Annotated in this window: 25 protein-coding genes and 1 pseudogene; 10 read left to right on the top strand and 16 right to left on the bottom strand. The window is 72.1% G+C overall.

All coding sequences use genetic code 11. The annotated features are described in order from the left end of the window. Nucleotides 1-68 precede the first annotated feature (68 nt). From ABFT23_RS11990 to ABFT23_RS11975, 4 genes are all read right to left on the bottom strand, one after another. Nucleotides 69-536: a Fur family transcriptional regulator gene (locus ABFT23_RS11990; RefSeq protein WP_347895434.1), complete on the bottom strand. Its 468-nt coding sequence runs from the start codon at nucleotides 534-536 to the stop codon at nucleotides 69-71. A 52-nt stretch (nucleotides 537-588) separates the two neighbouring features. Next, nucleotides 589-1,083 (bottom strand): FABP family protein, encoded by a 495-nt coding sequence (locus ABFT23_RS11985; RefSeq protein WP_347895432.1) that lies wholly within the window; start codon nucleotides 1,081-1,083, stop codon nucleotides 589-591. A 21-nt stretch (nucleotides 1,084-1,104) separates the two neighbouring features. Then, nucleotides 1,105-1,956 (bottom strand): BKACE family enzyme, encoded by an 852-nt coding sequence (locus tag ABFT23_RS11980; protein ID WP_347895430.1) that lies wholly within the window; start codon nucleotides 1,954-1,956, stop codon nucleotides 1,105-1,107. Nucleotides 1,957-2,158: 202 nt separating this feature from the next. After that, nucleotides 2,159-2,851 (bottom strand): SGNH/GDSL hydrolase family protein, encoded by a 693-nt coding sequence (locus tag ABFT23_RS11975; protein WP_347895428.1) that lies wholly within the window; start codon nucleotides 2,849-2,851, stop codon nucleotides 2,159-2,161. 26 nt (nucleotides 2,852-2,877) lie between these two features. Here ABFT23_RS11975 and dtd point away from each other — a divergent pair, with 26 nt between their 5' ends. Further along, nucleotides 2,878-3,300: a D-aminoacyl-tRNA deacylase gene (gene dtd / locus ABFT23_RS11970; protein WP_347895426.1), complete on the top strand. Its 423-nt coding sequence runs from the start codon at nucleotides 2,878-2,880 to the stop codon at nucleotides 3,298-3,300. Between the two features lie 126 nt (nucleotides 3,301-3,426). On the opposite strand, the gene ABFT23_RS11965 is transcribed toward dtd, so the two are convergent. From ABFT23_RS11965 to ABFT23_RS11940, 6 genes are all read right to left on the bottom strand, one after another. Next, nucleotides 3,427-3,726 (bottom strand): DUF1416 domain-containing protein, encoded by a 300-nt coding sequence (locus tag ABFT23_RS11965; protein ID WP_347895424.1) that lies wholly within the window; start codon nucleotides 3,724-3,726, stop codon nucleotides 3,427-3,429. Continuing rightward, nucleotides 3,726-4,580, bottom strand: coding sequence for a sulfurtransferase (locus tag ABFT23_RS11960; RefSeq protein WP_347895423.1), 855 nt, complete (start codon nucleotides 4,578-4,580; stop codon nucleotides 3,726-3,728). Before ABFT23_RS11960 ends, ABFT23_RS11965 begins: the two co-directional genes overlap by 1 nt. Nucleotides 4,581-4,593: 13 nt before the next feature. Further along, a complete protein-coding gene (locus tag ABFT23_RS11955; protein ID WP_347895421.1) occupies nucleotides 4,594-5,037 on the bottom strand; it encodes a DUF4395 domain-containing protein in 444 nt (147 codons plus the stop codon). A gap of 233 nt (nucleotides 5,038-5,270) precedes the next feature. Then, nucleotides 5,271-5,690, bottom strand: coding sequence for a TlpA family protein disulfide reductase (locus tag ABFT23_RS11950; RefSeq protein ID WP_347895419.1), 420 nt, complete (start codon nucleotides 5,688-5,690; stop codon nucleotides 5,271-5,273). A 117-nt stretch (nucleotides 5,691-5,807) separates the two neighbouring features. Beyond that, nucleotides 5,808-9,596 (bottom strand): Ig-like domain-containing protein, encoded by a 3,789-nt coding sequence (locus tag ABFT23_RS11945; protein ID WP_347895417.1) that lies wholly within the window; start codon nucleotides 9,594-9,596, stop codon nucleotides 5,808-5,810. A 223-nt stretch (nucleotides 9,597-9,819) separates the two neighbouring features. Next, nucleotides 9,820-10,095 carry a MoaD/ThiS family protein gene (locus tag ABFT23_RS11940; RefSeq protein WP_347895416.1) on the bottom strand — a complete coding sequence of 92 codons (276 nt, stop codon included), beginning with the start codon at nucleotides 10,093-10,095 and terminating at the stop codon, nucleotides 9,820-9,822. Between the two features lie 122 nt (nucleotides 10,096-10,217). Between ABFT23_RS11940 and ABFT23_RS11935 the strand changes: the two genes are divergently transcribed. Further along, nucleotides 10,218-10,958 carry a winged helix-turn-helix transcriptional regulator gene (locus ABFT23_RS11935; protein WP_347895414.1) on the top strand — a complete coding sequence of 247 codons (741 nt, stop codon included), beginning with the start codon at nucleotides 10,218-10,220 and terminating at the stop codon, nucleotides 10,956-10,958. Between the two features lie 43 nt (nucleotides 10,959-11,001). Next, nucleotides 11,002-11,871: pseudogene (locus ABFT23_RS11930) on the top strand (acyltransferase family protein); the annotation flags it as partial. Between the two features lie 87 nt (nucleotides 11,872-11,958). On the opposite strand, the gene ygfZ reads toward ABFT23_RS11930, so the two are convergent. Further along, a complete protein-coding gene (gene ygfZ, locus ABFT23_RS11925) occupies nucleotides 11,959-12,903 on the bottom strand; it encodes a CAF17-like 4Fe-4S cluster assembly/insertion protein YgfZ (RefSeq protein ID WP_347895412.1) in 945 nt (314 codons plus the stop codon). Between the two features lie 62 nt (nucleotides 12,904-12,965). Here ygfZ and ABFT23_RS11920 point away from each other — a divergent pair, with 62 nt between their 5' ends. The 4 genes from ABFT23_RS11920 to ABFT23_RS11905 are packed head-to-tail and all read left to right on the top strand — an operon-like array spanning nucleotide 12,966 to nucleotide 16,108. Beyond that, complete coding sequence (locus ABFT23_RS11920) at nucleotides 12,966-13,328, top strand: DsrE family protein (protein WP_347895410.1); 363 nt, start codon at nucleotides 12,966-12,968, stop codon at nucleotides 13,326-13,328. Continuing rightward, complete coding sequence (gene mshD, locus ABFT23_RS11915) at nucleotides 13,328-14,206, top strand: mycothiol synthase (RefSeq protein WP_347895408.1); 879 nt, start codon at nucleotides 13,328-13,330, stop codon at nucleotides 14,204-14,206. Before ABFT23_RS11920 ends, mshD begins: the two co-directional genes overlap by 1 nt. Nucleotides 14,207-14,216: 10 nt before the next feature. Continuing rightward, nucleotides 14,217-15,497 (top strand): hypothetical protein, encoded by a 1,281-nt coding sequence (locus tag ABFT23_RS11910; protein WP_347895406.1) that lies wholly within the window; start codon nucleotides 14,217-14,219, stop codon nucleotides 15,495-15,497. Then, entirely contained in the window at nucleotides 15,494-16,108 is a 615-nt protein-coding gene (locus tag ABFT23_RS11905; RefSeq protein ID WP_347895404.1) for a hypothetical protein, read from the top strand. The genes ABFT23_RS11910 and ABFT23_RS11905 overlap by 4 nt, the downstream gene beginning before the upstream one ends. Nucleotides 16,109-16,124: 16 nt before the next feature. Here the strand turns inward: ABFT23_RS11905 and ABFT23_RS11900 are convergent, their stop codons facing one another. Then, nucleotides 16,125-17,171 carry an alpha/beta hydrolase gene (locus ABFT23_RS11900; RefSeq protein WP_347895402.1) on the bottom strand — a complete coding sequence of 349 codons (1,047 nt, stop codon included), beginning with the start codon at nucleotides 17,169-17,171 and terminating at the stop codon, nucleotides 16,125-16,127. An 80-nt stretch (nucleotides 17,172-17,251) separates the two neighbouring features. Here ABFT23_RS11900 and ABFT23_RS11895 point away from each other — a divergent pair, with 80 nt between their 5' ends. From ABFT23_RS11895 to ABFT23_RS11885, 3 genes are all read left to right on the top strand, one after another. Next, on the top strand, nucleotides 17,252-19,444 hold the full coding sequence (locus tag ABFT23_RS11895) for an RNA degradosome polyphosphate kinase (RefSeq protein WP_347895401.1): 2,193 nt from the start codon (nucleotides 17,252-17,254) through the stop codon (nucleotides 19,442-19,444). Nucleotides 19,445-19,534: 90 nt separating this feature from the next. Beyond that, the gene (locus tag ABFT23_RS11890) at nucleotides 19,535-20,152 is read left to right on the top strand and encodes a DUF47 domain-containing protein (RefSeq protein WP_347895399.1); all 618 of its coding nucleotides are present in this window, start codon (nucleotides 19,535-19,537) and stop codon (nucleotides 20,150-20,152) included. 2 nt (nucleotides 20,153-20,154) lie between these two features. Then, a complete protein-coding gene (locus ABFT23_RS11885; protein ID WP_347895398.1) occupies nucleotides 20,155-21,192 on the top strand; it encodes an inorganic phosphate transporter in 1,038 nt (345 codons plus the stop codon). Between the two features lie 109 nt (nucleotides 21,193-21,301). Here the strand turns inward: ABFT23_RS11885 and ABFT23_RS11880 are convergent, their stop codons facing one another. The 4 genes from ABFT23_RS11880 to pstC form a co-directional block, all read right to left on the bottom strand. Continuing rightward, nucleotides 21,302-22,156 carry a hypothetical protein gene (locus ABFT23_RS11880; protein WP_347895396.1) on the bottom strand — a complete coding sequence of 285 codons (855 nt, stop codon included), beginning with the start codon at nucleotides 22,154-22,156 and terminating at the stop codon, nucleotides 21,302-21,304. A gap of 477 nt (nucleotides 22,157-22,633) precedes the next feature. After that, nucleotides 22,634-23,413 carry a phosphate ABC transporter ATP-binding protein PstB gene (gene pstB / locus ABFT23_RS11875; RefSeq protein ID WP_347895395.1) on the bottom strand — a complete coding sequence of 260 codons (780 nt, stop codon included), beginning with the start codon at nucleotides 23,411-23,413 and terminating at the stop codon, nucleotides 22,634-22,636. A 24-nt stretch (nucleotides 23,414-23,437) separates the two neighbouring features. Then, nucleotides 23,438-24,526: a phosphate ABC transporter permease PstA gene (gene pstA, locus ABFT23_RS11870; RefSeq protein WP_347895393.1), complete on the bottom strand. Its 1,089-nt coding sequence runs from the start codon at nucleotides 24,524-24,526 to the stop codon at nucleotides 23,438-23,440. 4 nt (nucleotides 24,527-24,530) lie between these two features. After that, the gene (gene pstC / locus ABFT23_RS11865) at nucleotides 24,531-25,466 is read right to left on the bottom strand and encodes a phosphate ABC transporter permease subunit PstC (protein ID WP_347895391.1); all 936 of its coding nucleotides are present in this window, start codon (nucleotides 25,464-25,466) and stop codon (nucleotides 24,531-24,533) included. Nucleotides 25,467-25,481 lie beyond the last annotated feature (15 nt).

Raw genomic sequence — 25,481 nt, 5'->3', positions numbered from 1 at the left:
CCATGGTCGCGCCCCGCCCCCGAGACGCGGCTCCCTACCGCGTCGTCGGTGACGACGGTCGGGCCGGCTCAGCCACGGCACGCCCGGCAGGTACCGAAGACCGTCAGGTGGCCCACGTCGGCGGCGAAGCCGAGCTCGGCCTCCAGCCGGGTGGTGAGCGCGGTGGCCACCTCGACGTCGACCGAGACGACCTCACCGCACCCGCGGCACTTGAGATGGAAATGCTCGTGCCCGGTGACGGAGTGGTAGGTCGGGGCCCGGTCGGACAGGTGGGCGTGCCGCACGAGGCCGAGCTCTTCCAGCACCTCGAGCGTGCGGTAGACGGTGGAGGCGTTGACCGACGACACGCGCGACTGCACGTGGGTCAGCACCTCGTCGGGGGTGGCGTGTCCGAGGTCCTCGATGGCGCCGAGGATCAGCTCGCGCTGCGGGGTGAGGCGGTAGCCCTTGGCTCGCAGCTCGGACCGCCAGTCGCCGGGGGCCTCGACGTGGTTGTCGTCGGCGTGGTCATGGTCGGGTCGAGCCTCCGGCTGCAAGGGGCTCGACTCGGGCTCGCCGGAGGCTCGCCCGGCTCGACCAACGGCACCGTCAGGCACGTTGCAGCCTCGCCCACAGGTGCGGTTGCATCTCCTGCCCCATGGCCTCCATGTCGTAGGCGTAGAGCAGGTCGCCCTCGACGTTGCCGTAGAGCCGGTGCCCAGCCGTGACCTCCTTGGCGGTCTCGGTGTAGCTGACGCCGGCCGTGTGCAGCTCGATCTTGCCCTCGGCCGCGACGCCGTACCAGATCTCGGCGAAGCCGGTGTTGTGGGCCAGCAGTAGCTCGAGCTTGCCGTCGTCGAGGCAGCGCAGGAAGCCGGTCTCCTGGGCCGCCTCGCGCACCTTGTCACCGTTCTCGTCGATCACCCACGAGCGGGCGAAGTAGTGGAGGAACGGGCGGCCGTCCTGCTGGAAGACCAGCTCCTGGCCGTACTGGTAGGGCTCGATGGTCGGGTAGTCGCCACGGCCGTTGCCCTGCCACGTGCCCAGCAGCCACACGACGGGTGCGCAGTTGGGGTGGAGGTTCTCGGGGATCTGGAACGGCATGGTGCCGAGTCTAGGGAGCGCTCAGGCCGTGCGCGTGCCGAGCAGGGCGCGCGCCTCGTCGGTGGTCATCGGGCGGCGCTGCGCGAGCGCGCCCATCGCCACGGCCCGCTCGACGAGCTGGGTGTTGCTCTCGACCGGCACGCCTCGCGCGAGGGTCAGGACGTCCTCCATGCCGACCCGCAGGTGACCACCCTTGCTCAGCGCGGCCAGCCCGACGGCGAGGGTGCTGCGCCCGATGCCGGTCGCGCCCCACGACGTCACCTCGGGCGGCAGCGCGGCGACGCCGGCGACGAGCGCGTCGGCCGTGCCCGGCATGCCGCCGGGCACGCCCATCACGAAGTCGACGTGCACACGGCCGCCGTACGGCAGGCCGTAGGTCTTGAGCAGGCGAGCGAGCGCAGCGACGTGACCGAGGTCGAACAGCTCGAACTCCGGCACGACCTCGCGCTCCTGGCTGAGCTGGTAGAGGTCGCACACGAACGGCCACGGGTTGGAGAACACGTCGTCGCCGAAGTTGGTGGTGCCCATCGTCAGGCTGCACGAGTCGGGCGCCGCGTCGAGCACCTTCAGGCGCAGGTCGAGAGGGTCGTGCACCGAGCCGCCCGTCGACAGCTGGACGACGAGGTCGGTGCCCTCGCGCAGGGCCGCGACCGTGTCGGCAAGACGCTGGCCGTCGAGCGTGGGCGCGTGGTCGTCGTCGCGGATGTGCACGTGCACCATCGCCGCTCCTGCGGCCTCGCACTCCTGCGCGGCGGCGACGAGCTCGTCGAGCGTCGTGGGCAGCTGGGGGCAGTCGGCCTTGCTCGTCTCGGCCCCGGTGGGGGCAACGGTGACGAGGAGGGCCTCGGCGGGCGGGAGGGTGCGGTCGGGCATGGCCGACATGCTGCCAGGTCGCCGATCCGTGCTGATCGAGGAAGGGGTCGGCCCGCAACCTCGCCGACCCACGCTGATCGAGGTGCGAGGTCCCCGCGACCTCGCCTCGAGATCTCTGGCCGACGCACCCAGGCCCACCGGCACAGGGGTCTGGAGGCTCCTCGCAGATCTCGTCGCACCCCGACCAGCGATGAAGCAACCCTCAGGCGATGCCGAGGCGGTCGAGAGCCCTCATGACGACCCGGGTGATCGCGGCGTGCCCTCGGTCGTTGGGGTGGAAGGCGTCGCGCGGGCCGAGCTCGGTCGCGGACCCGACCGGTCCGCGGAGCCCCGGGCGCTCGTAGGCGCTGCTCAGCCCGACGTAGACATGGTCGGCGCACAGCCGGCGCACGACGCTCTCGTACGGCGCCGACGCGACGCTGGGTCCCCACGGCCCCAGGCACACGATCGCGGCGTCCGGCGAGGTGGCGACAACCGCGGCCAGCAGCTGACGGTAGGCGCGGCGCCACGCGCTCAGCGTGGTGGTGCCGACGTCGTTGGCGCCGGCCTCGAGGACGGCGACGTCGATCGGCGCCTCGCCCACCATCACGTCGCGCGCCTCCCGCGCGATGCGCCAGGTGCGCGCGCCCGGCACGGCTGCGGAGAGCGACGTGACGTCGTACCGCTCGCCGAGCAGTGTCGTGACCAGCTCGGCGAAGCTGTTGCTCGGCCGCGACGCGTAGTAGCCGGCAGCGATCGAGTCACCGGCGACGACGACCCGCAGCGGCTCGCGCGGCACTGCCTCCGTCGCGGTGGGCGCGCCGGCCTCACCAGATGCGGTGTCCGACGAAGGATCGCCGCCGGCGCACCCACACAGCAGCACGAGGGTCGTCGCGACCACCGCCCACCGTCTCACCCACGACAGGGTAGAGAATCGGGGGCGTGCGCGCGGTGGTCCAACGAGTCCGGTCGGCCTCGGTCGAGGTCGACGGCACGACGGTCGGCGCGATCGACGCCGGCCTGCTGGTCTACGTGGGCATCACCCACGCCGACGGCGCGGCCGAGGCCGACTGGCTGGCGCGCAAGATCTGGGGCCTGCGCATCCTCGACGGCGAGCGCTCGGCGTCCGACGTCGGCGCACCCGTGCTCGTGGTCAGCCAGTTCACGCTCTACGGCGACGCCCGCAAGGGGCGTCGTCCGACGTGGGAGGCGGCCGCACCCGGCCCGGTGAGCGAGCCGCTGTACGAGGCCGTGTGTGCGGCGCTCGAGGGTCTCGGGGCGCACGTCGAGCGGGGCGTGTTCGGCGCCGACATGGCGGTGACGTCGGTCAACGACGGGCCGTTCACGGTGCTGCTCGAGCGCTGAGGACGGCGAACGGCCCCTCGACCGGACCAGGTGGTCCGATGGAGGGGCCGGTGCGGCGATCTCGACTCGCCGGGCCTTGAGCGCGGCCTGCGCCTCGACCCAACTCGGCTCGATCAGCGAGGGGCTTCAGGCCAGCGCGACCTCGACCTCGGCGACGCTGCCGATGGCAGCCTGCACCTGGCGGTCGACCGGGTCGGCCTGCGGGGCGAGGGTGCGCAGCGTCCACTGACCCTCGCCGGCGAAGAACCGGAAGTGGCCGGTGGCCGAGGTGGGCACCTCGGCGGTGAACTCACCGGTCTTGTCGAGCAGGCGCACGTAGGCGTTGCCGACCGGCTCGCCGTCGCGCAGCACCTGGCCCTGGATCACGGCCTCCTTGGCGACGTTGACGCCGTCGAGCGACAGCCCGCCCTTGGTCGCGCCGCACATCAGGCGTCAGCCTTGCCGGGCTCGTCGCCGAGGGCGATCGGGACGCCGACCAGCGAGCCGTACTCGGTCCAGGAGCCGTCGTAGTTCTTCACGTTGGCGTGGCCGAGGAGCTCCTTGAGCACGAACCAGGTGAGCGAGGAGCGCTCACCGATGCGGCACAGGGCGATGGTGTCCTTGGAGTCGTCGATGCCGACCTCGTCGTAGAGCTTCTTGAGGTCCTCGTCGGACTTGAAGGTGCCGTCGTCGTTGCAGTTCTTGCTCCACGGCACGTTGAGCGAGGTCGGCACGTGGCCGGCGCGCTGCGACTGCTCCTGCGGCAGGTGCGCCGGGGCGAGGAGGCGGCCGGCGTACTCGTCGGGGCTGCGGACGTCGATGAGGTTCTGCTTGCCGATCGCGGCGACGGTGTCGTCGCGGAAGGCGCGGATCGAGGTGTCCTGCTCCTGGGCGGTGTACGACGTCGTCTCGCGGGTCGGCACCTCGTCGGTGAGCTCGCGGGAGTCGAGCTCCCACTTCTTGCGGCCGCCGTCCATGAGCTTGACGTCGGCGTGGCCGTAGAGCGTGAAGTACCAGTAGGCGTAGGCGGCGAACCAGTTGTTGTTGCCGCCGTAGAGCACGACGGTGTCGTCGTTGCTGATGCCCTTCGACGACAGCAGCTGCTCGAACTGCTGCTTGTTGACGAAGTCGCGACGGACCTGGTCCTGGAGGTCGGTCGTCCAGTCGAGCTTGACGGCGCCCTTGATGTGGCCCTTGTCGTAGGCGGTGGTGTCCTCGTCGACCTCGACGAGCACGATGCCCGGGGTGTCGAGGTTGTCCTCGACCCACTGGGTGGTGACGAGAGCGTCTTCGCGGCTCATGTGGTGGTGCCTTTCAGTTGGTTGCCGGTACGGCGGTGAAGCGACGGATGCGGAGGTAGACCTCGCAGCCCAGGCAGAACCTGAAGACCGCGTTGAGCAGGGCGGCCACGAGGGCGGCCCCGACGGCGACGTAGGCGACGACGTCGAGACCAGAGATCAGGCCGACGAGCCCGATGACCGCGAAGAACAGGCCCACGGCCTGCGCGAAGCGCGGCGGGGCGGGGTCCTCGAGGTGGTCGGGCGCGCCGAGTCTGGGTCGTACGAGCGTGCGGAAGAGCCAGGCGACCGGGGTGTGCTGCACGCCGGCGGCGGCACCCCAGGCGAAGAGCACCGCCTGGACGGCGAGCAGCACCGTCGACACCGGCGTCGGCATGACCAGCACCGCGACGAGCACCAGCGCCGTGAGCGACGCGGTGAACTGCGGACCTCGCGGGTCGATCCCGCTCGTGGTGGACATGACTCTCCTGCTGGACTGGCTCCGAGACGCCCCGGTGGTCGGCGGGGCACGGTGGATCGGCGAGCGGGCTCGTCGATCAGCAGGCGCGACACAGGGCCGAGCGCGTGCGGCAGTGGTCCACTGCACGCCGCTTCGTCAGCCAGGTCGTCGACATGACCAGAACGGTACGGGGCTCTCCGGCGATCCTCCTCATCCGCGTCTCGACATGTGGATGGTGCATCCACGATGTGAGATCAGGCGACCGGGAGGACACTCTCGACCTGCGCCCGCGTCGGCGCACCCGCCGCGCGGCCGAGCTCGCGCCCGGCCGGGTCGAGCACGATCGTCGTCGGCGTCCGCATGACGCCGAGGGTGCGCACGAGGTCGAGGTGCTGCTCGGCGTCGACCTCCACGTGGGCGACGCCGTCGTGGCGGCCGGCGACGTCGGCCAGCACCACCCGCGTCGTGCGGCACGGCGCGCAGAACGCCGACGAGAACTGCAAGAGCGTGGCCCGCTCCCCCAGGCTGTCGTCGAAGGGCGTGCCCGCCAGCACGGAGGTCGTGCCTGCGTCGTCCTGCACCTCGCTGAACCTCCCGTCGACCCGGCGTCGCCAGAGCCCGAACGCCAGCGCGACGACGACCGCCGCGACCGCGACCCAGGCTCCGGTGCTCACGGTCGACTAACGATCGGCCCCTCGGAACCATTCCGTCCCGTGACGCGAACGGTCTCTCGACCGGGCCTTGGTGGCCCGGTCGAGAGACCGGTTGCGGTGGGTCTCGACTCGCCCGAGCTACTTCTGGATGCGCACCACCTTCACCGCGGCGCGGCTCGCCGCGTAGCTGCCCCGGGCGGCGAAGACGGCCGAGACGTTCAGCTTCTTGCCGTTGCGCGGGGCGGTGATCTCGAAGGTGACGGTGCGCGAGGCCGGGAGGGCCTTGACCCGGGTCAGCGACTTCCCGCCGGTGACGCGCAGGGTGACGGTGCCGGTCGGGGCCACGCCCGCGACCTGGCCGCCGACCGCGACGGTGACCTTGATCTTCCGGCCGGGCTTCACGCTGCCCGGCACGGCGAGGCGCGTGGTGGTCGCCTTCTTGGTGACCACCACGGTGCCGCTCACCAGGGCGGACGCCGCGGCGTCGTCGTTGCCGAGGAACCGCGCCGAGACCGGGTACGACCCGGCCGGCGTGGTCGCGGGCAGCGGGAGCCGGGCGTGGCCGGTCCGGTCGACCGGCACCGTCAGCACCCGCCCGGCGATCGCGAAGGCGACCTCGCCCGAGGTCTCGCTCACCGCGACGTCGAGCGTGACCGGCGTGCCGAAGACCGCGCGGGCCGGCGTCACCGTCAGCACCGCGGTGCTGGCCCGCGGGTCGAGGGTGAAGGCGATCGGCGACGACGTCGACCCGGTGGTGCGCTCCGAGCCGCCGAACACCGCCGTGAGCGAGTGCTCGCCGGCGCCTAGGCCCGGCACGGTGAGCGTCGCGACGCCCTCGACCGTCTCGGCGCTGCCGAGCGAGGTGGTGCCGTCGAGGAACTCGACGCTGCCCGCGGGATCACCGGCGGTCACGGTGGCCGTCAGCGTCAGGGGCTCACGCAGCCTCGGCACGACGGGCGAGATCGTCAGCGCGGTCTCGCTCGTGCCCTGGACCGCGAGGGTGCCGGTCGCGGTGCGGCCGGTGCCGAAGCCGGTCGCGGTCACGGGCAGCGGGCCCGTGGCCAGGCCGGCCGGCACGGCGAGCACGGCGGACGCCGTCCCGGTGCCGTCGGCGACCACGGCGACCGACGAGAGGCCGGCGGCGGCGAAGCTCACCGACTCCCCGGGCCGGAACCCGGTGGCGCTGACCGGGGTGTCGGCGCCGGGCCGCACCGTCTCGGCCGTGACGACCGAGCCGCCGGCCAGGAAGGAGCCCAGCTCGTCGCAGACCGGGCCGGGCGTGCCGACGGGCGGCAGCTCGGCGACGGCCGGAGCGGGCGGGGTGGTCGAGGGCACGGTGCCGTCGTCCTCGCGGATCGTGGTGTTGACGATCGCGCGCTTGCCCTGCACGGCGCCGGAGACGTTGATGACGCTCGCCTTGACGACCGTGCCGTTGGCGGTGCTCGCGGCGGTGTCGCCCTGCAGCGCGGCGGTGACGACCTGGCAGGTCTCGCCGGGTGCGAAGGTGACCGGCTCCATGGTCGCGCCGGCCCGGCTGGTGCTCGAGCCGAGCAGCGAGACGTAGCCGGTGACCGGGGTGGCCGCCGGGGCGTCGAGGTAGACGGCCAGGTCGTAGGTGCCCGGGGCGTCGCCCTCGTCGACAGCCGGCGCGTAGACGTCGACCACCGGCTCGGTGGCGTTGGCCGCCGTGCCGACCGAGGAGCTCTCGAACGCCAGGTCGGACAGGTAGGCCGCGCCACCCGCGGTGGCGTCGGCGCCCACGCCGGCCACGAAGCGGACCTCGCGCAGGTCGGTGACGACCAGACCGGCCGAGGCCAGCGTCGCGACGGGCACGTTGACCTGCTGCAGCACGATCTTCTTCAGCGTGGTCGTGGCCGCCGAGCTGGACGACGTCGGGAACCGCACCAGCGCCAGCGGGTTGAGGGCCGAGACGGGCGAGGTCCACGTGGTGCCGGAGCCGTCGACGACGGCGATGCTCAGCTCGGTGCCGGTGACGACGGTCTCGTCGGCGGCGACCTTGACCGAGAGGCGCTCGAAGCCGGAGGCGTCGCGCTTGCCGGCCGGCACGGTGACCCGCACCTGGCCGGTCTCGGAGGTCCACGCCATGCGGGTCATCGGCGTCGCGGGCACGTTGCCGCCGTTGGACGCCGGCGTCCAGTGCGGCACCTGGGCGCTGGCCATCGTGGTGGTGCACGGGGCGAGCAGCTGCGGCGTCGTCCGGCCGTTCATGCTGGCGCACGGGGCGGCCGTGGCGGTGCCGAAGGTGCGCACCAGCGACGAGGGGCCCTCGAAGGTGGTGATGGTCGAGCGGGCCGACGACGGCGCGGTGGCGTGCGTGCGCACGTCCTCGCCGTTGAGCGCCGCCGGCACCTGGCCGGTGCCGTCGAACATCGGCAGGAACGCCTGCTCGCCGCCGAGGGTCAGGCGGAACCAGGCGGTCATGTACGACGTGCCCTGGTCGTACTGCTCCTGCGGCGTCATGCGGATCGAGGTCTCGGCCGTCGACGGCGCCGTGCCGCACACAGGTTCGGTCGCGCGGGCCGAGGTGACCGACGTGCCGCTCCAGTCGTCGCTGACGCTGTAGGCGTAGCGGCCCGGCGTCCACACGGTGTTGTAGAAGTTGTGGTTCGCTCCCATCACCCACGTGCCCGCGCGCAGGACGTCGTCGCCGAAGGCGTAGCGCGAGTCGTCGAGCATGTGCTGGCCCTGCTGGTTGCTGACGTCGCCGTCGCAGTAGGGCAGGAGCACGTTCATGGGCACGTTCGGCACGGTCATGCGGCCGAAGTCGACCGGCGCGAGCGGCAGGATCGACTCGATCGCCCACGGCTCGTCGAGGGCCTGGTTGAGCGTGGCCGCCGAGGTGACGCCCTCGCCGCCACGCGAGTGGCCCATCATGCCGATGGTGCTCAGGTCGAACTTGCCGACGAGGTCGGCGGCGGTGACGGTGTCGAGCGCGGGCGCCCCGCCGACGAAGCCGTCGGCGCGCAGGGCGTAGGACGCCGTCCCGTCGACGAGCGCCTCGTCGAGCGTGCGGGTGCGGCCGGTCCAGGCGTCGTAGTAGCTCACCGGCTGGCCGGCGTTGGCCGTCTTCAGCATGGTGAGGGTGTCGAGGAGCAGCTGGCCGCGGGCCTGGGCGCCCTGGTCGGCGGCGAGCTGGTTGTCGTTGGAGTTGATCGCGTTGGCCGAGATCGACACGACGGCGTAGCCGCGGCTGGCCAGCGCCCGGGCGGTGCCGTCGTAGCCGGCGTAGCTCGGGATCGACAGGCGGTCGGTCTTGTCGGGCGCGGTCGCGCACGGCCACCGGTTCGGGTTGGCCGTGCCGGGGCCGTAGCAGGAGGTGTGGCGGCCGTGCAGCAGCACGACGGTGGGCCGGGGGCCGTCGGTGGTGGGCAGGTACATCTTGCCCTCGAGCTCGCCGCGGATGCCGCCGATGCCGGCCAGGTCGATCGCCTGGTCGCCGAACAGGTAGATCGACTCGGTCCAGTCGTAGTCGCCGAGCTCGGCCGGGTTCACGTTGAGCGCGCGCTGGGCGCGGCGTGCGGCGTCGGGCACGTCGACCGCCCTGGACGGCGTGACGCCGGCGGCCGTCGTCTCGCTGGCCCAGCCGGGGTCGACGCGGTCGGCGCGGAGCACGGAGGGGTCGGTGGTGAAGACCGACAGCGACCGCCCGTCGGCGGCCTCGGTCGCGATGCCGATCGCCTCGCCGTCGACGACGACCGTCGGTGCGTCGCCGCGCACCGGCAGCGGCGCGTCGAGGTCGACGACGACCTCGTAGCCGCCGGCCACCTGGGTGATGGTGAAGTCGTCGCCCGAGACGACGGCGGGGTCGGCCGCGGAGGCCGAGGTCGGCGCGAGGCCGACGAGGGGTGCGGACAGCAGAGCTCCGCCGAGGGCGAGGCTCAGGGTCCGCGAACGGAACGGGTGCACGTGGTCTCCCAACACGAGGGCACGGGTCGGGCGACCCGGCCTCGTGAACGTAGAGAGCCCGTATTACTCCGGCGTTTCCGAGCCGTGTCGGGCGCGCACTTCTGTCTGATTGCCTGACAGATCACCCTCGCGGGTTCGGGAGGGCCGGGATAGTCCCTGACGTAAATCAAGGAAACGCACCCCGTGGGCCTGATGTACGTCAGGGACTATCCCGAGCGTGGACTCACCCGCCGGCGAACGGCGGCAGGAACTCGACGACGTCGCCCGGCGAGACCGTGACCGTGGCCGGGTCGAGGCTCTTCACCGGGCGATCTCCCACCAGGACCGAGCAGGCCTCGAGCACCTGCGGCAGGCGGCCACCGGGGTGGGCTGCCACGACCCGGGCGAGCAGGTCGGTCAAAGAGACGGGTCCGGGGACGACGACGGCCTCGGAGTCGACCCCGGCCGCGGCCCGTGCCGACGCCCAGTAGCGCACGGTGATGATTTGAGTCTCAATCATCGGCGTCCGGCCCCCGTGTCCTTCTCGTTTCGGTAGTCTTCCCCACTAGTTAACCCGGCCGGAGCCCGATGACGTGTCCCGGTCTCGATCCCATGAGCCTTTCCATGGTGAGGAGACCACCCATGAGCACGCTTCTGCTGCTGACCAGCGCCCTCCAGCCGTCTGTCGAGGTGCTGCCCGCGTTGTCGCTGCTCGGTCACTCGGTCAAGATCCTGCCCGCCGAGGGCAGCGCGCTGCTCGAGGCCCCCGAGTCCGACCTGCTGCTGGTCGACGGCCGCCAGGACCTCGCCGGCGCCCGCGACCTGTGCCGACTCATCCGCACCACCGGCACCGACGTGCCCGTGCTGCTCGTCGTCACCGAGGGCGGGCTGGCCGTCGTCACCCACGACTGGGGCATGGACGACGTCGTCCTGCACACCTGCGGCCCGGCCGAGCTCGAGGCCCGACTCAAGCTGGCGATCGGCCGGCTCGCCGCCGCGCGCGACGCCGCCGACCCCGACGCCCACGTCATCCGCAGCGGCGAGGTCGTCGTCGACGAGGCCACCTACACCGCCAAGATCGGCAAGCGCGCGCTCGACCTGACGTTCAAGGAGTTCGAGCTCCTCAAGTTCCTCGCCCAGCACCCGGGGCGCGTCTTCAGCCGCCAGCAGCTGCTGCAGGAGGTGTGGGGCTACGACTATTTCGGCGGCACCCGCACCGTCGACGTCCACGTGCGCCGCCTGCGCGCCAAGCTCGGCCCCGAGAACGAGACCCTCATCGGCACCGTGCGCAACGTCGGCTACCGCTTCGTGCTGCCGACCAAGGACAAGGACGCCGCGGCCGACGCCGACCGCATGGGCGCCCGGCACGCACAAGACGCCTGACGTTCTGCCGGCGGTCACGCCGGCTCCCTAACGTGGCCTGGCCATGCGCACCCGATGGATCGACGTCCTCCGCGGCGCGCTGCTGCTGATGGTCGTCGTCTACCACGTGCGCAACGGCGCGATCTCCGACGACGTCGCGCGACCCGCGTGGCTCGACGACCTCCTGCGCGGTCTCCTGCCGTTCCGCATGCCGGTGCTGATGATGCTGTCCGGGATGTTCCTGCACCGGGCGCTGGCCAAGGGCCCGCGGCGCTACGTCGTCGGCAAGCTGTCGGCGCTCGTGGTGCCCTACGTGGCCTGGTTCCTGCTGTTCTACGTCGTGCTGCTCGGCGACACCCACCGCCCCGACGACCGGTGGTACGTCGAGGTGTTCGTGCCCCAGACGCCGCTGTGGTTCCTGTGCTACCTGTCGTGCTACTTCGCGCTGTCACTGCCGCTGCGGACGGCCTGGCTGCGCCTCGCCGGTCTCGCCGCGGCGCTGACCTGGCTGCAGGTGGTCGGCGACGACAGCCAGTTCCACCTCGTCTTCCACTACGCCTGCTTCCTGGCCGGCTCGGTGGTCGCCGACCCGCCGGACGCCGTCCGCCGCCGGGTCGGGGCGTGGTTCACCGGCCGCGCGCTCGGCCTCTGGACGGCGGCCGCCACCGTCGTCGTGGGGTGGGCGTGGACGACGGCCGTGGACGGCGGCACCGAGCGCACCGCCCCGTGGATCCTGGTCGCGCTCGCCGGGCTGCTCGTCGGGCGGCGCCTGGCGCTGCTGGTGCAGGACACTCCCCCGGGCCGCTGGCTGGCCGCGCTCGGCCCGATGACGATGGTCGCGTTCCTCGCGCACACCGCGCTGCTGGCGGCACTGCCGTCGCCGGGCACCACGTGGTGGTCGTCGCTGCTGGTCACGCTCGCGATGACGCTCGCCGCCGTCGCGATCGTGCGGCGGTGGGAGGCGGCGTGGCTGCCGTTCGACGTCCGGCGGGGGTGGCGGGCGCTGCGCGCGGGCGCCGGGTCAGCGCAGGCGCGGGCGCACGTGCAGGCCGACCTCGGGGTCGACGACGACCTCCTGGGCCGCCGCGACGCCGTCGACCATGAGCTCGGCGTCGACCGCGGTGTTGCGCTTGAGGAGCGCTAGGGCGATCGGTCCGAGCTCGTGGTGGCGGGCGCTGGTGCCCACGAAGCCCACCGACTTCTCGCCGAGAAGCACCTCGGCGCCCACGGCAGGCAGCCGGTTCTCGGAGCCGTCGAGGTGCAGCAGCGTGAGGCGACGCGGCGGACGGCCGAGCGTGTGCACGCGGGCGACCGTCTCCTGGCCGCGGTAGCAGCCCTTGTCGAGGTGGACGGCGGGCCCGATCCAGCCGACCTCGTTGGGGATCGTGCGGTGGTCGGTGTCGAGGCCGAAGCGCGGCTCGCCGCGCTCGATGCGCAGCGCCTCGTAGGCCCACAGCCCGGCCGCGGGGCCGGCCGCGGCGGCGTACGTCGTCAGGTCGGCGCGCGGCACCAGCCGGTGGCCGGTCGAGGGGCGCCAGGTGAGCGCGTGCGCGGCCGTGACGTCGGTGATCTCGGCGCGCATCATGAACTTCATCCGCTCGAGGAACTCCGCCAGCGCGGCGGCGCGGCCCGGCTCGGTCCAGACCGTGAGCGCCTCGCCGTCGTCGACGCCGCGGAACTCGTGCTCGACGTGGCCCTGCGGGCTGAGCACCAGCGCCTGGGTCTCGACGCCGGGCTGCAGGCCCGTCAGGTGCTGGGTGGTGATGTTGTGCAGCCAGGTGAGACGGTCGGGGCCGGCGATGCGCAGCACGTCGTGGTGCGACAGGTCGACGAACCCCTCGCCCGCGGCCAGCGCCCGTTGCTCGCCGTTGAACGAGCCGTAGTGGGCGGCGACGGGCGCGTCGACGCCGTCGCCGGCGACGGCTCCGGACAGGTCGAGCAGCGGGCTGCGGGGCGTGCTGGGCATGGGGTCCACCCTCGCAGAACCATGGTGGGCGCCGCGCTCTTCCCGTCCGTAGGGTGGCGTCCATGACGCGACCGCTGGCCGTGAAGCTCACCTGCGGCGCCGAGGCGCCCGAACGCGCCAACCAGGCCCTCACGGTCGCCGGCGCGGCCGTGACCGCCGGAGCCGAGGTGTCGCTGTGGCTCACCGGCGACGCCGTCTGGTTCGGCGTCGCCGACCGCGTGCCCGACCTCGGGCTCGCGCACGCCACGCCCGCGGCCGACCTCGTCGAGGCGGTGCGCGCCGGCGGCTCGATCACGGTGTGCTCGCAGTGCGCCGCCCGGCGCTCGCTCACCGAGGCCGACCTCGTCGACGGCGCCCGCATCGCCGGTGCCGTCGCCTTCGCCGAGCTCGTGCTCCGCGACGACGTCCAGGCGCTGGTGTACTGATGGACGCCGTGAGCGACGTCGACGACGTGCACGCCATCGAGGCCATCCGTGCGGCCTGCCTCGCCCACGACGGGCACGACCCGCTCGACGAGGCCGCCGCCCTCGCCCTGAAGAACCACGGCACCGCCGGCACGTCGGTCGTCGTGGCCGACGGCGGCTTCGCGCTCGTGCGCGACGGCGAGCTCACCCTCGCCGTCGCCCCCGACGCGCGGCGACGCGGCGTCGGCACCCGGCTGCTGGCCGCGGTCGGCGCGGCCGACCTCGCCTGGTCGCACGGCGACCACCCCGGCGCCGCGGCGCTCGCGGCGTCGTCCGGGTGGCAGCGGGTGCGCGACCTGTGGGTGATGCGTCGTCCGACGTCGGCGGCGCTGCCCGACGTCGTCGTGCCCGACGGCGTGACCCTGCGGGGCTTCGAGCCGGGCGACGAGGCGCAGGTGCTCGCCGTCAACGCCGCCGCGTTCGCCCACCACCCCGAGCAGGGCGGGCTCGACGCCGCCGGGCTCGCCGAGCGCATGGCCGAGCCGTGGTGGGACCCCGCCGGGCTGATCCTCGCCGTCGACACCTCCGCCGACCCCTCGGGCACCGCCGGCGAGGTGCTCGCGTTCCACTGGACCAAGCAGCACGACGCCGGGCTCGGCGAGGTCTACGTCGTCGCCGTCGGGCCGGGCGCGCAGGGCCGCGGGCTCGGCCGCGTCGTGACGCTCGCCGGCCTGCACCACCTCGCCGGTCTCGGCGTCGCCGAGGTGCTGCTCTACGTCGAGTCGGACAACACCCCCGCCGTGCGGCTCTACTCCTCGCTGGGGTTCGCCCACGCCGCGGCCGACACCCACGTCCAGTACCGCGCGAAGTCCGCCGCGACGGGCGCTGCGGCTGAGTAACATCCGCGGCATGGAACCCTCCGATGCTCCCCGGGGGCGATCGCGCCGGTGGTCGTTGGGGCGCCGTCCCGACGACGACGCGGACTCGTCCCCGGTCGACCAGGAGGAGATGATCGCGCGGCTCACGGTCTTCGGACGTCGCCCGTCGCCTGAGGTCGAGGCCGAGCCTGAGGTCGAGGCCGAGCCGGAGGTCGAGGCCGAGCCGGAGGTCGAGGCCGAGCCGGAGGTCGAGGCCGAGCCGGAGGTCGAGCCGGAGGTCGAGCCGGAGGTCGAGCCGGAGGTCGAGCCGGAGGTCGAGCCGGAGCCGGTGGTGGTCGCCGAGGAGCCGGGGCCCGACGACGACGCGGATGCTGCGCTGACCACGGTGAGCGCGGACCCGCTGGCCGGTCCGTGGGCGCCGGACGACGGGCAGGACCGCCCCGCGGCGCCGTGGAGCGATCCGGCAGCACGGGCGGCCGCGGTCGAGTCGGCCCGGGCGGCGATCGGACGTGGGCTGGAGCGGGTCCGCCAGGCGGCGGCCGAACGTGCCGAGGCGGCGCGGGCCGCCGCGATGCCCGCCGAGCCCGAGCCGGACCTCGAGCCGGAACCCGAACCCGAGCCGGAACCCGAGCCGGAACCGGAACCCGAACCCGAGCCGGAACCCGAGCCGGAACCCGAGCCGGAACCCGAACCCGAGCCCGAACCCGAACCCGAGCCCGAACCCGAACCCGAACCCGAGCCCGAACCCGAATCCGAACCGGAGCCCGAACCGGAGCCGGGACCCGAACCCGAGCCGCCGGCGGCCACGACGCCGCCACCGGCGTCCGCTGCGTCCACGACGTCGGGCCAGGCCTACCGGTCCGTGCGCCGGGGGGCGACGGGCTGGCTCGCGACGGCGGTCGCGCTCGGCTGCGCGGCCGCGATCTTCGTGCTGGGCGGTCGGGGCGACCTCGACGGCAACCCGGTGCTCGCGCTCGCGGTCGGGGTGGCCGGCGTCCTCGCGGGCCTGCTCGCCTACCGCCGCCTCGGCCGGTCGAGCCGGGTGGAGCTGGCCACCGACGGCACCCTCACCGTGCACCTCGGACGCCGGCGCGAGATCGTCACGCTCGCCGACCCCGAGCCCGTGCTGGTCATGCACGGCACGCCGGGCTCGGTGGGGTGGGCGATCGACGTCCGACCGCACGGCCGGCCCGCCGATGACCCGGACCCCGGGACGGAGGGAGCGCCCGAGGGCACGATCTCGATCACGACGGCCGCGGTCGACCCGGTCCGCTTCACCGAGGCGGTGCGCCAGTGGCGCCCGACCCTGTGAACGAGTCGCCGGAGGGCGACCTCGTCGCCGAGCGCGACGCCCTGCTCGCCCGCGCGGTCGAGGCCGAGGCGCTCGCCGAGCAGCTCGCCGAGCAGCTGGCCGAGGCGCGCCGACAGCTGGCGCGGCGACCGATCGACCCCGACGACGCCCAGCACCTGACGCTGTTCGACGACGCCCCGCCGGCCGCGGCCCGGGGGCACTTCGCCGCCGACGGCAGCGACCGGGCGGTGCTCTCGATCGCGCTCGCGGCGACGGCGGTGGTCGCGCTGCTGGTCTGCGTGCTCGCGCTGGTGACCAGCGGGGTGTCGATCTTCGCGCTGGTCATGCTGGGCCTCGCCGCCGTCCTCGGGTGGGCGGCGCTGCAGACCAGGGTCACGCCCGTGACGGTGGAGGTGCGCGACGGCGTCGTGGTCGTCACGGCTCGAGACGACACCAAGCGGTTCGACCTGACCAACGACGGCGTGCGGGTCGAGGTGCAGGGCCGCCCGGGCGATGCCTACTGGCGCGTGCGGTTTCACCGCCGCGCCCTCGACCCGGTCGACGTCGACGCCTCGATGGTCGACGCCGCCACGTTCATGCGCCGCCTGCGGGAGTACCGCCCCGAGCTGTGACCCCCGGCGGTGCGGGTCAGGCCAGCCCGGCCTTCAGCGCCGCCGCGATCTCGTCGACCGCGGCGCGCGAGCGGCGTCCGGCGACGATGATGTTGAAGAAGCCGTGGATCAGGTCAGGGAACCGCTTCAGCTCGACGCCGACCCCGGCGTCGGCGAGCCGGCGCGCGTAGGCCTCGCCCTCGTCGCGCAGCGGGTCGAAGCCGGCCGTGGCGACGTAGGCCGGGGCCAGGCCGTCGGGCACGTCGCCACGCAACGGCGACACCCGCGGGTCGAGCCGGGAGGCGGCGTCGGGGGTGTAGCTCTCGGTGGCCAGCTCCATGAACCGCGTGGTGAGGAAGAAACCCTCGCGGAACAGCTCGTAGCTGCGCGTGGCCCGGTCGGCGTTGTCGGTGGCCGGGTAGACGAGCAGCTGGAAGGCCAGCGGCCGCCCCTCCCGGGCGGCCGCGACGGCGACCGCCGCCGCCAGGTTGCCACCGGCCGAGTCGCCGCCAACGGCGACGCGGGTCGGGTCGGCGCCGAGCTCGTCGGCGTGCGCGAGCGCCCACCGGAAGGCAGCGAGGGAGTCGTCGTAGGCGGCCGGGAACGGCGCCTCGGGCGCGAGGCGGTAGTCGACGGCGAGCACCTTCACCCCCGCCTGCTCGGCGAGCACGCGGCAGGTCGCGTCGTGGGAGTCGAGCCCGCCGTAGATGAACCCGCCGCCATGGAAGAAGACCAGCAGCGGCGTCGCCCCGGCGCCGGTCAGCGCGGCGGACGGCGTGTAGAGCCGCCCCGCGACGCCGTCGAGGTCGAGGCTGCGCACCGACCCGACCGGCGGGGTGCCGCCGGTCATCGCCGACTGGTGGTCGATGACCCGGCGGCCCTCGGGGATCGGCATCGTCTCGGCGCCGGGCAGGCGCGCGACCCGCTGGAGGCGGAGCATGAGCTGGAGCTCGGGGGCCAGCGTCTGCCCGTCGACGACGACCGGGCGGCCGGCGAGGCGCCGCTGCACGGGCTCGGGCAGCGACAGGGCGCCGCGCAGCAGGGACGTCTCGACACGGGTCTGGAGGTCGGCCTTGATGCTCACGCAGGAAACCTACCGGTCGGTAGCGCCCGCCGCGACGGTCGATCCACCCGGCGTTCACCCGCCGGTGACAGACTCCCCCCATGTCGCTCGAGATGGTCCCGGACCCCACTGCACCCACCGCGACCGGACCCGGCGTCCCCGACGAGTCCTACGACGTCGACGTGCCCTACACGCCCGACCCCGAGCTGGTCGCCGCCGTCGAGAAGTTCGACGACCGCTTCCTCGACCGCGAGCTGTCGTGGCTGCGCTTCAACCAGCGCGTGCTCGAGCTCGCCGAGGACGAGTCGCTCCCGTTGCTCGAGCGCACCCGGTTCCTGGCCATCTTCACCAGCAACCTCGACGAGTTCTTCATGGTCCGCGTCGCCGGCCTCAAGCGCCGCATCGCCGCCGGGCTCGCCGTCCGGGCGGCGTCCGGGCTGATGCCGCGCGAGGTGCTCGAGCAGATCTGGACGACGGCCCGCGAGCTGAGCGAGCGCCAGGCACGGCTGTTCCGCGACGTCGTCGTGCCAGCGCTGGCCGAGCACGCGATCGAGCTGGTCCGCTGGGACGACCTCGACGCCGAGGAGCAGAAGACCTGCAAGCGCCTGTTCAAGAACCGCATCTTCCCGGTGCTGACGCCGCTCGCCGTCGACCCGGCCCACCCGTTCCCCTACATCTCGGGCCTCTCGCTCAACCTCGCCGTGCTGATCCGCAACCCGAGCACCGGCAAGGAGCACTTCGCCCGCGTGAAGGTCCCGCCGATCTTCGACCGGTTCATCCCGCTCGAGCGCACCGACGGCGGCCAGGGGGCCCGGTTCGTGCCGCTCGAGGACGTCATCGGCGCCCACCTCAAGCGCCTGTTCCCCGGCATGGAGGTGCTCGAGGCGCACACGTTCCGCGTCACCCGCAACGAGGACCTCGAGGTCGAGGAGGACGACGCCGAGAACCTGCTCGCCGCCCTCGAGAAGGAGCTCCTGCGCCGCCGATTCGGCCCGCCGGTGCGGCTCGAGGTCGAGGAGTCGATCTCCGACGGCGTCCTCGACCTGCTCAAGGAGGAGCTCGACGTCACCGACGAGGAGGTCTTCCGCCTGCCCGGCCCGCTCGACCTGCGCGGCCTGCACGGCATCGCCGACCTCAACCACGAGGTGCTCAAGTACCCCGCGTTCGTGCCGACGACGCACAGCCGGCTCGCCGAGGTCGAGTCGTCGGCGCCGGTCGACGTGTTCAAGGCCGCGCGGCGCCACGACGTCCTGCTGCACCACCCCTACGACTCGTTCGCCACGTCGGTGCAGCGCTTCATCGAGCAGGCCGCAGCCGACCCGCACGTGCTCGCGATCAAGCAGACCCTCTACCGCACCTCGGGCGACAGCCCGATCATCGACGCCCTGATCGACGCCGCCGAGGCCGGCAAGCAGGTGCTGGTGATCGTCGAGATCAAGGCCCGCTTCGACGAGCAGGCCAACATCCGCTGGGCGCGCAAGCTCGAGCAGGCCGGCTGCCACGTCGTCTACGGCCTCGTCGGGCTGAAGACGCACTGCAAGCTCGCGCTTGTCGTCCGCGACGAGGCGCACCACGGCCAGGGCATCCGGCGCTACACCCACATCGGCACGGGCAACTACAACTCCAAGACCGCCCGCACCTACGAGGACCTCGGCCTCATCACCGTCGACGAGGCCATCGGCGAGGACGTCGCACACCTGTTCAACAACCTCAGCGGCTGGTCGCGCAAGCCGTCGTACGGGCAGCTGCTCGTCGCGCCCGACTCGGTCCGGTCGGGCCTGGTCGACCAGATCTTCCGCGAGATCGCCCACCACGAGGCGGGGCGACCCTCCGGCATCCGACTCAAGGCCAACTCCGTGGTCGACGAGGCCGTCATCGACGCGCTCTACCTCGCCTCGCAGGAGGGCGTGAAGGTCGAGCTGCTGGTGCGCGGCATCTGCGCGCTGCGCCCCGGCGTCCCAGGGCTGTCGGAGAACATCACCGTCCGCTCGGTCCTGGGCCGGTTCCTCGAGCACAGCCGGGTGTTCTGGTTCGTCAACGGCGCCGAGCCGCAGGCCTGGATCGGCTCGGCCGACATGATGCACCGCAACCTCGACCGACGCGTCGAGGTGCTCGTGCGCATGCCCGGTGACGACTCCGTCGAGTCGATCGGCCGCCTGCTCGACCTCGCGTTCGCGCCCACCACCAACGCCTGGGAGCTGCAGACCGACGGCACCTGGACCAACAACGGCGCCGCCGACCACCTGCAGGAGGTGCTGATCGAGGGCCAGCGGCGACGTCGCTCGGGCGGCTGAGCCGAGGGTCACCGCGACGCGGGTTTGCGTCGTCACGGTCGACACCCCCTACGCTGGACGCCGTTTGCTTCCCTCTCATCAGGAGTTCACGTGGGACTGCGCTTCCGGCCGGTCGACTCGGCGTTCTACGACCTGTTCACCGAGCAGGCCCAGCACACCGTCGTCGGCGCCGCACTCCTCGCCGAGATGCTGGCTGAGACCTCCGACAAGTCCGACGTCGCGGCCCGCATGCGTGCGGCCGAGCACGACGCCGACGAGACGACCCACGCCATCGTGCGCCGGGTCAACAGCACCTTCGTCACGCCGTTCGACCGCGAGGACATCTACGCGCTCGCCTCGGGCCTCGACGACGTCATGGACGAGATGGACGAGGTCGTCGACCTGATCCTGCTCTACGAGGTCAAGGTGCTGCCGCCCGAGCTCTCCGAGCAGGTCGAGGTGCTGCAGCGCTGCGCCGAGCTGACCGCCGACGCCATGCCCCGACTGCAGTCGATGCAGTCGCTCGACGACTTCTGGATCGAGATCAACCGCCTCGAGAACGCCGGCGACAAGAACCACCGCCGCACCCTCGCCAAGCTCTTCTCCGGTGAGTTCAAAACGATCGAGGTGCTCAAGCTGAAGGACATCGTGGAGTCCCTCGAGGCCGCGATCGACGCCTTCGAGAAGGTCGCCAACATCGTGGAGACGATCGCGGTCAAGGAAAGCTGATCGTGGACCTGACCCTGGCGATCGTGATCGCCGTCGTCGTCATCGCGCTCGCGTTCGACTACACCAACGGCTTCCACGACGCCGCCAACGCGATCGCCACGTCGGTCTCGACCCGGGCGCTCACCCCGCGCGTCGCGCTGATCCTGGCCGCGATCATGAACTTCGTCGGCGCACTGCTCGGGCAGGGCGTCGCCAAGACGGTGGCCGACACGATCACGATCCAGGACGAGGCGACCGAACGGCTGTTGGTCGGGGTCAACCACGGGCTCGTCATCGTGATGGCCGGCCTGCTCGGCGCGATCACCTGGAACCTCATCACCTGGTGGTTCGGGCTGCCGTCGTCGTCGTCCCACGCGCTGATCGGCGGCCTCGTCGGCGCCGCGATCGTCGGCGGCGTCCGCGTGAAGTGGGACGTCATCCTCGACCGCGTCGTGATCCCCATGGTGATCGTGCCCGTCGCGGCGTTCGGCTTCTCGTTCGCGCTGATGCTGGCGATCATGTGGATCCTGCGGCGGCGCAACCCGCACAAGATCAACCGCGCCTTCCGCGTGCTGCAGACCGTGTCGGCCGCCGGGCTCGCGCTCGGCCACGGCCTGCAGGACGCCCAGAAGACGATGGGCGTCATCGTGCTGACGCTGGTGATCGCCTACCCGGCCGAGCACACCACCGATGAGGTGCCGCTGTGGGTGGTCTTCGCCGCGGCCACCGCCATCGCGGCCGGCACCTACGCCGGCGGCTGGCGCATCATGCGCACCCTCGGCCGCAAGATCATCGACCTCGACCCGGCCCGTGGCTTCTCCGCCGAGGCCGTCGGCTCGGCCGGCCTCTACATCGCCGCCATCGGCTTCCACGCCCCCGTCTCGACCACCCACACCATCACCTCCGCGGTCATGGGCGCCGGCGCCACCAAGCGCTTCAAGGCCGTCCGCTGGGGCATGGCCCGCTCCATCGGCGTCGCCTGGGTCTCCACCATCCCCGCGGCCGCCCTCGTCGCCGCCGCCTGCTACTACGTCGCCCACTTCTTCCTCGAGGTCCTCTGACCCATCGGCGCGTCTTCTCGGCCCCACCGGTGGGGTAGTCCCTGACATAACTCAACAAAGCCGGCCCCCGGACCTTGATCTGCGTCAGGGACTACCCCGGCGCGGGGCCTCACGACGTAGCCCGGTAGCGGAGCAAGCGTCGCCGTTGGTCGGGGTCGAGGGCGCGACGTTGAGCGACGGTCATCGTCGGCGTCCACCAGGACGGCGGGTCGATCGTCCATCGTCGTCGGACCAGCTTGCGGGCCGCTGCTCGGGCATAGGCCTGATCGAGGCGACGAACGAATGCCGTGGGATCTCCCCGGTCGGCCGACGTCATGACCACCTGCTCGATGCCGTAGTCACGAAGGATCGCCTCGCGCCGGACGTCGGCGGCCCGCACCGCTCGACCCAGGTGCACCTCTCCCTCGTAGTCGCCGGCCACGCCGGCGACCGGGTCGAAGACGTCGGGTGTCACGACGTGTCGTCCGGTGAGCCGATCGAAGACCGGCGGGTTGCCGAGCGGCCGCGGGCGAGCCGCCACGACGACCCAGACCACGCTCAGGTCCGCCTCGGTCGGCGACCACATCGACTCGCTGCCGAGCAACAGCGCGTCGCGCGCCCGGGGGACGCCGGTCCAGGAGCTGAGGCCGGGATTGATGAACTCGTCCATCTCGGCAATCGACACCAGGTCGTCGTAGGCCGCCATGTCGAGCACCCGCACCGCTGCCCGAAGCGACGGCGCGTACCGCATCGCGAAGGCCACAGCGGCGCGGACGTCGGCCACCGCCACGCCGTCGACCACCTCCTTGAGGTGCTCGCCGACCTGCTCGCCCGACAACCGGAGACCCGGACGCCGGCGGATGTCATGCGTCCCGATGAGGACGTCGATCGGCAGCTCGCGACCTGCGGCATCCGTGCCCGTGAACCAGCGGCCCCCTCGCCAGTGCAGGTTCGCCCAGCCGGTCAGGACGTGTCCCGGCCGCATCACCACCGCGGCTTCGACGATCCGCTGCGCCGTGCTTCGCTCGACCGTGACCGGCAGGTAGAGCCCACGAGACGTGCGGCGAACCCGCCTCCCCTGCGCCTCGGACCGGGTCGGCCCGGTAAGGCCGAGGTGGTCCAGCGCGCCGGGTCGACACAGGCCAGGCCGCTCGGGGTGCCACGGCTCCGGTTCGAACATGAGGCCACCGTGCGGGACCCTGCCGACAGCCGCCCGACGTCAGCCCCCGCCGTCCACAGGTACCCCGTCGTCCACAGGCCTACCCATCGTGCCTGGACGTTCGTACCGGCTGGTAACCGAGCCGTCGCGGTAGTCCCTGACGTAAATCAATGGAATCGGCCGCTAGAGGCTGATTTGCGTCAGGGACTACCCCAGCGGAGACGACGAGAGGGTCCCGGCGTCGACCGGGACCCTTCCCCTGGGGCCGAGCGGGCAACCGTCGGCCGAGATGAACAGCGGACGTCAGCCGAAGCGACCCGAGATGTAGGCCTCGGTGGAGGGCTCGTCGGGGTTGGAGAACATCTTCTTCGTCGGGTTGAACTCGACGAGGTGGCCGGGCTCGCCAGTCGCCTTGAGGTTGAAGAAGCCGGTCTCGTCGGAGACGCGTGCCGCCTGCTGCATGTTGTGGGTGACGATCACGATCGTGAAGTCGGACTTGAGCTCGTGGATGAGGTCCTCGATCGCCGACGTCGAGATCGGGTCGAGGGCCGAGCACGGCTCGTCCATGAGCAGCACCTGCGGCTCGACGGCGATCGCGCGCGCGATGCACAGGCGCTGCTGCTGGCCGCCCGACAGGCCCATGCCGGGCTTGCTGAGGCGGTCCTTGACCTCGTTCCACAGGTTCGCGCCCCGCAGCGACTTCTCGACGATCGAGTCGGCCTCGGACTTCTTCATCTTCTTGGAGTTGAGACGGTTGCCGGCGAGGACGTTCTCGTAGATCGACATCGTCGGGAACGGGTTCGGACGCTGGAAGACCATGCCGATCTGACGACGGACGGCGACCGGGTCGATCGTCGGGTCGTAGAGCGACTGGCCGTCGACGACGACCTTGCCCTCGACGCGCGCGCCCGGGATCACCTCGTGCATCCGGTTGAGCGAGCGCAGGAAGGTCGACTTGCCGCAGCCGGACGGGCCGATGAAGGCCGTGACGGCGCGCGCCTTGATCGTCATGTTGACGCCCTGGACCGCCAGGAAGTCGCCGTAGTAGATGTTCAGGTCGGAGACGTCGATGCTCTTGGCCATGATGAGTTCCTCTCAGGGCGCCGGTCAGCGACCGGTCTTGGGACTGAAGATGCTGCCGATGACCCGCGCGAGGAGGTTCAGCGCCATCACGATGATGATCAGGACGAGTGCCGCGCCCCAGGCCCGCTCGACCTGGAACGGCACGTAGCGGGCGAGGCCGCCGCTGGTGGCCTGGGAGAAGATGAACACCGGCAGGGTCTGCATCGCCCCGTCGAAGGGGTTGAAGTTGGTCACCCGCAGCACGCCGCAGGTGAGCAGCAGCGGCGCGGTCTCGCCGGCCACGCGGGCGATCGAGAGCGTGACGCCGGTGACGATGCCGCCGAGGGCGGTGGGCAGCACGACCTTGACGATCGTGCGCCACTTCGAGACGCCGAGCGCGTAGGAGGCCTCGCGGAGCTCGTCGGGGACCAGCTTGAGCATCTCCTCGGTCGAGCGCACGACGATCGGGATCATCAGCACCGACAGTGCCACCGAGCCGGCGACGCCCATGCGCGTGCCGGGCCCGAACAGCAGGGTGAACACGGCCAGGGCGAACAGGCCGGCGACGATCGACGGGATGCCGGTCATGACGTCGACCAGGAAGGTGAGCACCTGCGAGAGGCGGTTCTTCTTGCCGTACTCGACCAGGTAGATCGCGGCGAGCACGCCGATCGGCACCGAGATCAGCGCCGCGATGCCGGTGACGATGAGCGTGCCCATGATCGCGTGGTAGATGCCGCCACCCTCGCCGAGGACGCCGTCCATCGAGTAGGTGAAGAACTCCGCCGACAGCGCCGGCGCACCCCGGCGCACGACGGTGGTCAGCACCGCGAACAGCGGCAGCATCGCGACGGCGAACGTCGTCCAGATGAGCGCGGTGACCAGGCGGTCGGTGCTGCGGCGCGGTCCCTCGATGGCGCGCGACCAGGCCGGAAGCGCGAGCACGAAGATGATCCAGCCGACGACCACGATGCCCGGGATGCTGCCGCCGAGGGCGATGATGCCGATCAGCGCGGCGAGGCCCCAGGCGATGACCGCGACCAGCAGCGGCGCGAAGCGCGGCAGCTGCGGGTTGGTCATGGAGATGTGCTTGTCGCCGCCCAGCGTGGACGACTCCTTGGCCAGGTTGGTCATGCGATCACTTCGCCTTCGCGACGCCACGGGACGCCAGGTAGCGCCCGAGGAAGTTGACGGCGAACGTCACGACGAACAGGACCAGGCCGCCGAAGATCAGCACGTTGGTCTTGATGCCGGAGGCGTTCGAGTAGTTGAGGGCGATGCTCGCCGCGATCGTCGAGGGGTTCTGCGACGAGATCAGGTTGATGGTGATCACGCCGGACGCCGCCAGCACCATCGCCACGGCCATCGTCTCGCCGAGCGCGCGGCCGAGGCCGAGCATCACCGCCGACGTGACGCCGGAGCGGGAGTAGGGGAAGACGGTGAGCTTGATCATCTCCCAGCGCGTGGCGCCGAGCGCGAGCGCCGCCTCCTCGTGCATGCGCGGGGTCTGCGAGAAGACCTCGCGGCACAGGGCGGTGATGATCGGCAGGGCCATCACGGCCAGCACGATACCGGCCGTGAGGATCGTGCGGCCCGTGGTCGCCGGGCCCTTGAACAGCGGGATCCAGCCGAGGTTGTCGGCCAGCCACTGGTAGATCGGGCGGACCTGGTCCTGGAAGGTCTGCCGGCCCCACAGGCCGTAGACGACGCTCGGGACGGCGGCCAGCAGGTCGATCAGGTAGCCGATCGGCTTGGCGACGCGCCGCGGGGCGTAGTGGGAGATGATCAGCGCCACGCCGACCGCGAGCGGGGTGGCGATCACCAGGGCGATGATCGCGGCCAGCACGGTGCCGTAGAGCAGCGGCCACACGTACAGGACGATGTTGTCCTTGCCGTAGGCGTTGTTGCCCGAGGCCTCGAGGGCCGGGACGCTCTGCACCACGAGGAAGATCGCCACGCCCGCGAGCACGAGCATGATCAGGAGCCCGGCTCCCTGCGAGATGCCGGCGAAGATCGCGTCACCGCGCCTGGTCGACGGCGGCGCCTTGGTCGGCGGCGGTTCGGTGGTGGTCACTCGGTCCCTCTCTCG

The organism is Nocardioides secundeburneus (genome assembly GCF_039939255.1).
In the GTDB taxonomy this organism is placed as follows: Bacteria; Actinomycetota; Actinomycetes; order Propionibacteriales; family Nocardioidaceae; genus Nocardioides.
Note: the sequence above shows the minus strand (reverse complement) of the source record. Positions and strands in the feature narration are given on the sequence as shown.

What these genes read in the sequence shown, in the direction of transcription:
- pstA (WP_347895393.1), bottom strand. Translation starts at nt 24,526, where the DNA reads ATGACCAACCTGGCCAAGGAGTCGTCCACGCTGGGCGGCGACAAGCAC.
- ABFT23_RS11935 (WP_347895414.1), top strand. Translation starts at nt 10,218, where the DNA reads ATGAGCACGCTTCTGCTGCTGACCAGCGCCCTCCAGCCGTCTGTCGAG.
- ABFT23_RS11880 (WP_347895396.1), bottom strand. Translation starts at nt 22,156, where the DNA reads ATGCGGCCGGGACACGTCCTGACCGGCTGGGCGAACCTGCACTGGCGA.
- ABFT23_RS11980 (WP_347895430.1), bottom strand. Translation starts at nt 1,956, where the DNA reads ATGCCCGACCGCACCCTCCCGCCCGCCGAGGCCCTCCTCGTCACCGTT.
- ABFT23_RS11985 (WP_347895432.1), bottom strand. Translation starts at nt 1,083, where the DNA reads ATGCCGTTCCAGATCCCCGAGAACCTCCACCCCAACTGCGCACCCGTC.
- mshD (WP_347895408.1), top strand. Translation starts at nt 13,328, where the DNA reads ATGGACGCCGTGAGCGACGTCGACGACGTGCACGCCATCGAGGCCATC.
- ABFT23_RS11940 (WP_347895416.1), bottom strand. Translation starts at nt 10,095, where the DNA reads ATGATTGAGACTCAAATCATCACCGTGCGCTACTGGGCGTCGGCACGG.
- ABFT23_RS11895 (WP_347895401.1), top strand. Translation starts at nt 17,252, where the DNA reads ATGTCGCTCGAGATGGTCCCGGACCCCACTGCACCCACCGCGACCGGA.
- ABFT23_RS11910 (WP_347895406.1), top strand. Translation starts at nt 14,217, where the DNA reads ATGGAACCCTCCGATGCTCCCCGGGGGCGATCGCGCCGGTGGTCGTTG.
- pstB (WP_347895395.1), bottom strand. Translation starts at nt 23,413, where the DNA reads ATGGCCAAGAGCATCGACGTCTCCGACCTGAACATCTACTACGGCGAC.
- ABFT23_RS11920 (WP_347895410.1), top strand. Translation starts at nt 12,966, where the DNA reads ATGACGCGACCGCTGGCCGTGAAGCTCACCTGCGGCGCCGAGGCGCCC.
- ygfZ (WP_347895412.1), bottom strand. Translation starts at nt 12,903, where the DNA reads ATGCCCAGCACGCCCCGCAGCCCGCTGCTCGACCTGTCCGGAGCCGTC.
- ABFT23_RS11960 (WP_347895423.1), bottom strand. Translation starts at nt 4,580, where the DNA reads ATGAGCCGCGAAGACGCTCTCGTCACCACCCAGTGGGTCGAGGACAAC.
- ABFT23_RS11955 (WP_347895421.1), bottom strand. Translation starts at nt 5,037, where the DNA reads ATGTCCACCACGAGCGGGATCGACCCGCGAGGTCCGCAGTTCACCGCG.
- ABFT23_RS11965 (WP_347895424.1), bottom strand. Translation starts at nt 3,726, where the DNA reads ATGTGCGGCGCGACCAAGGGCGGGCTGTCGCTCGACGGCGTCAACGTC.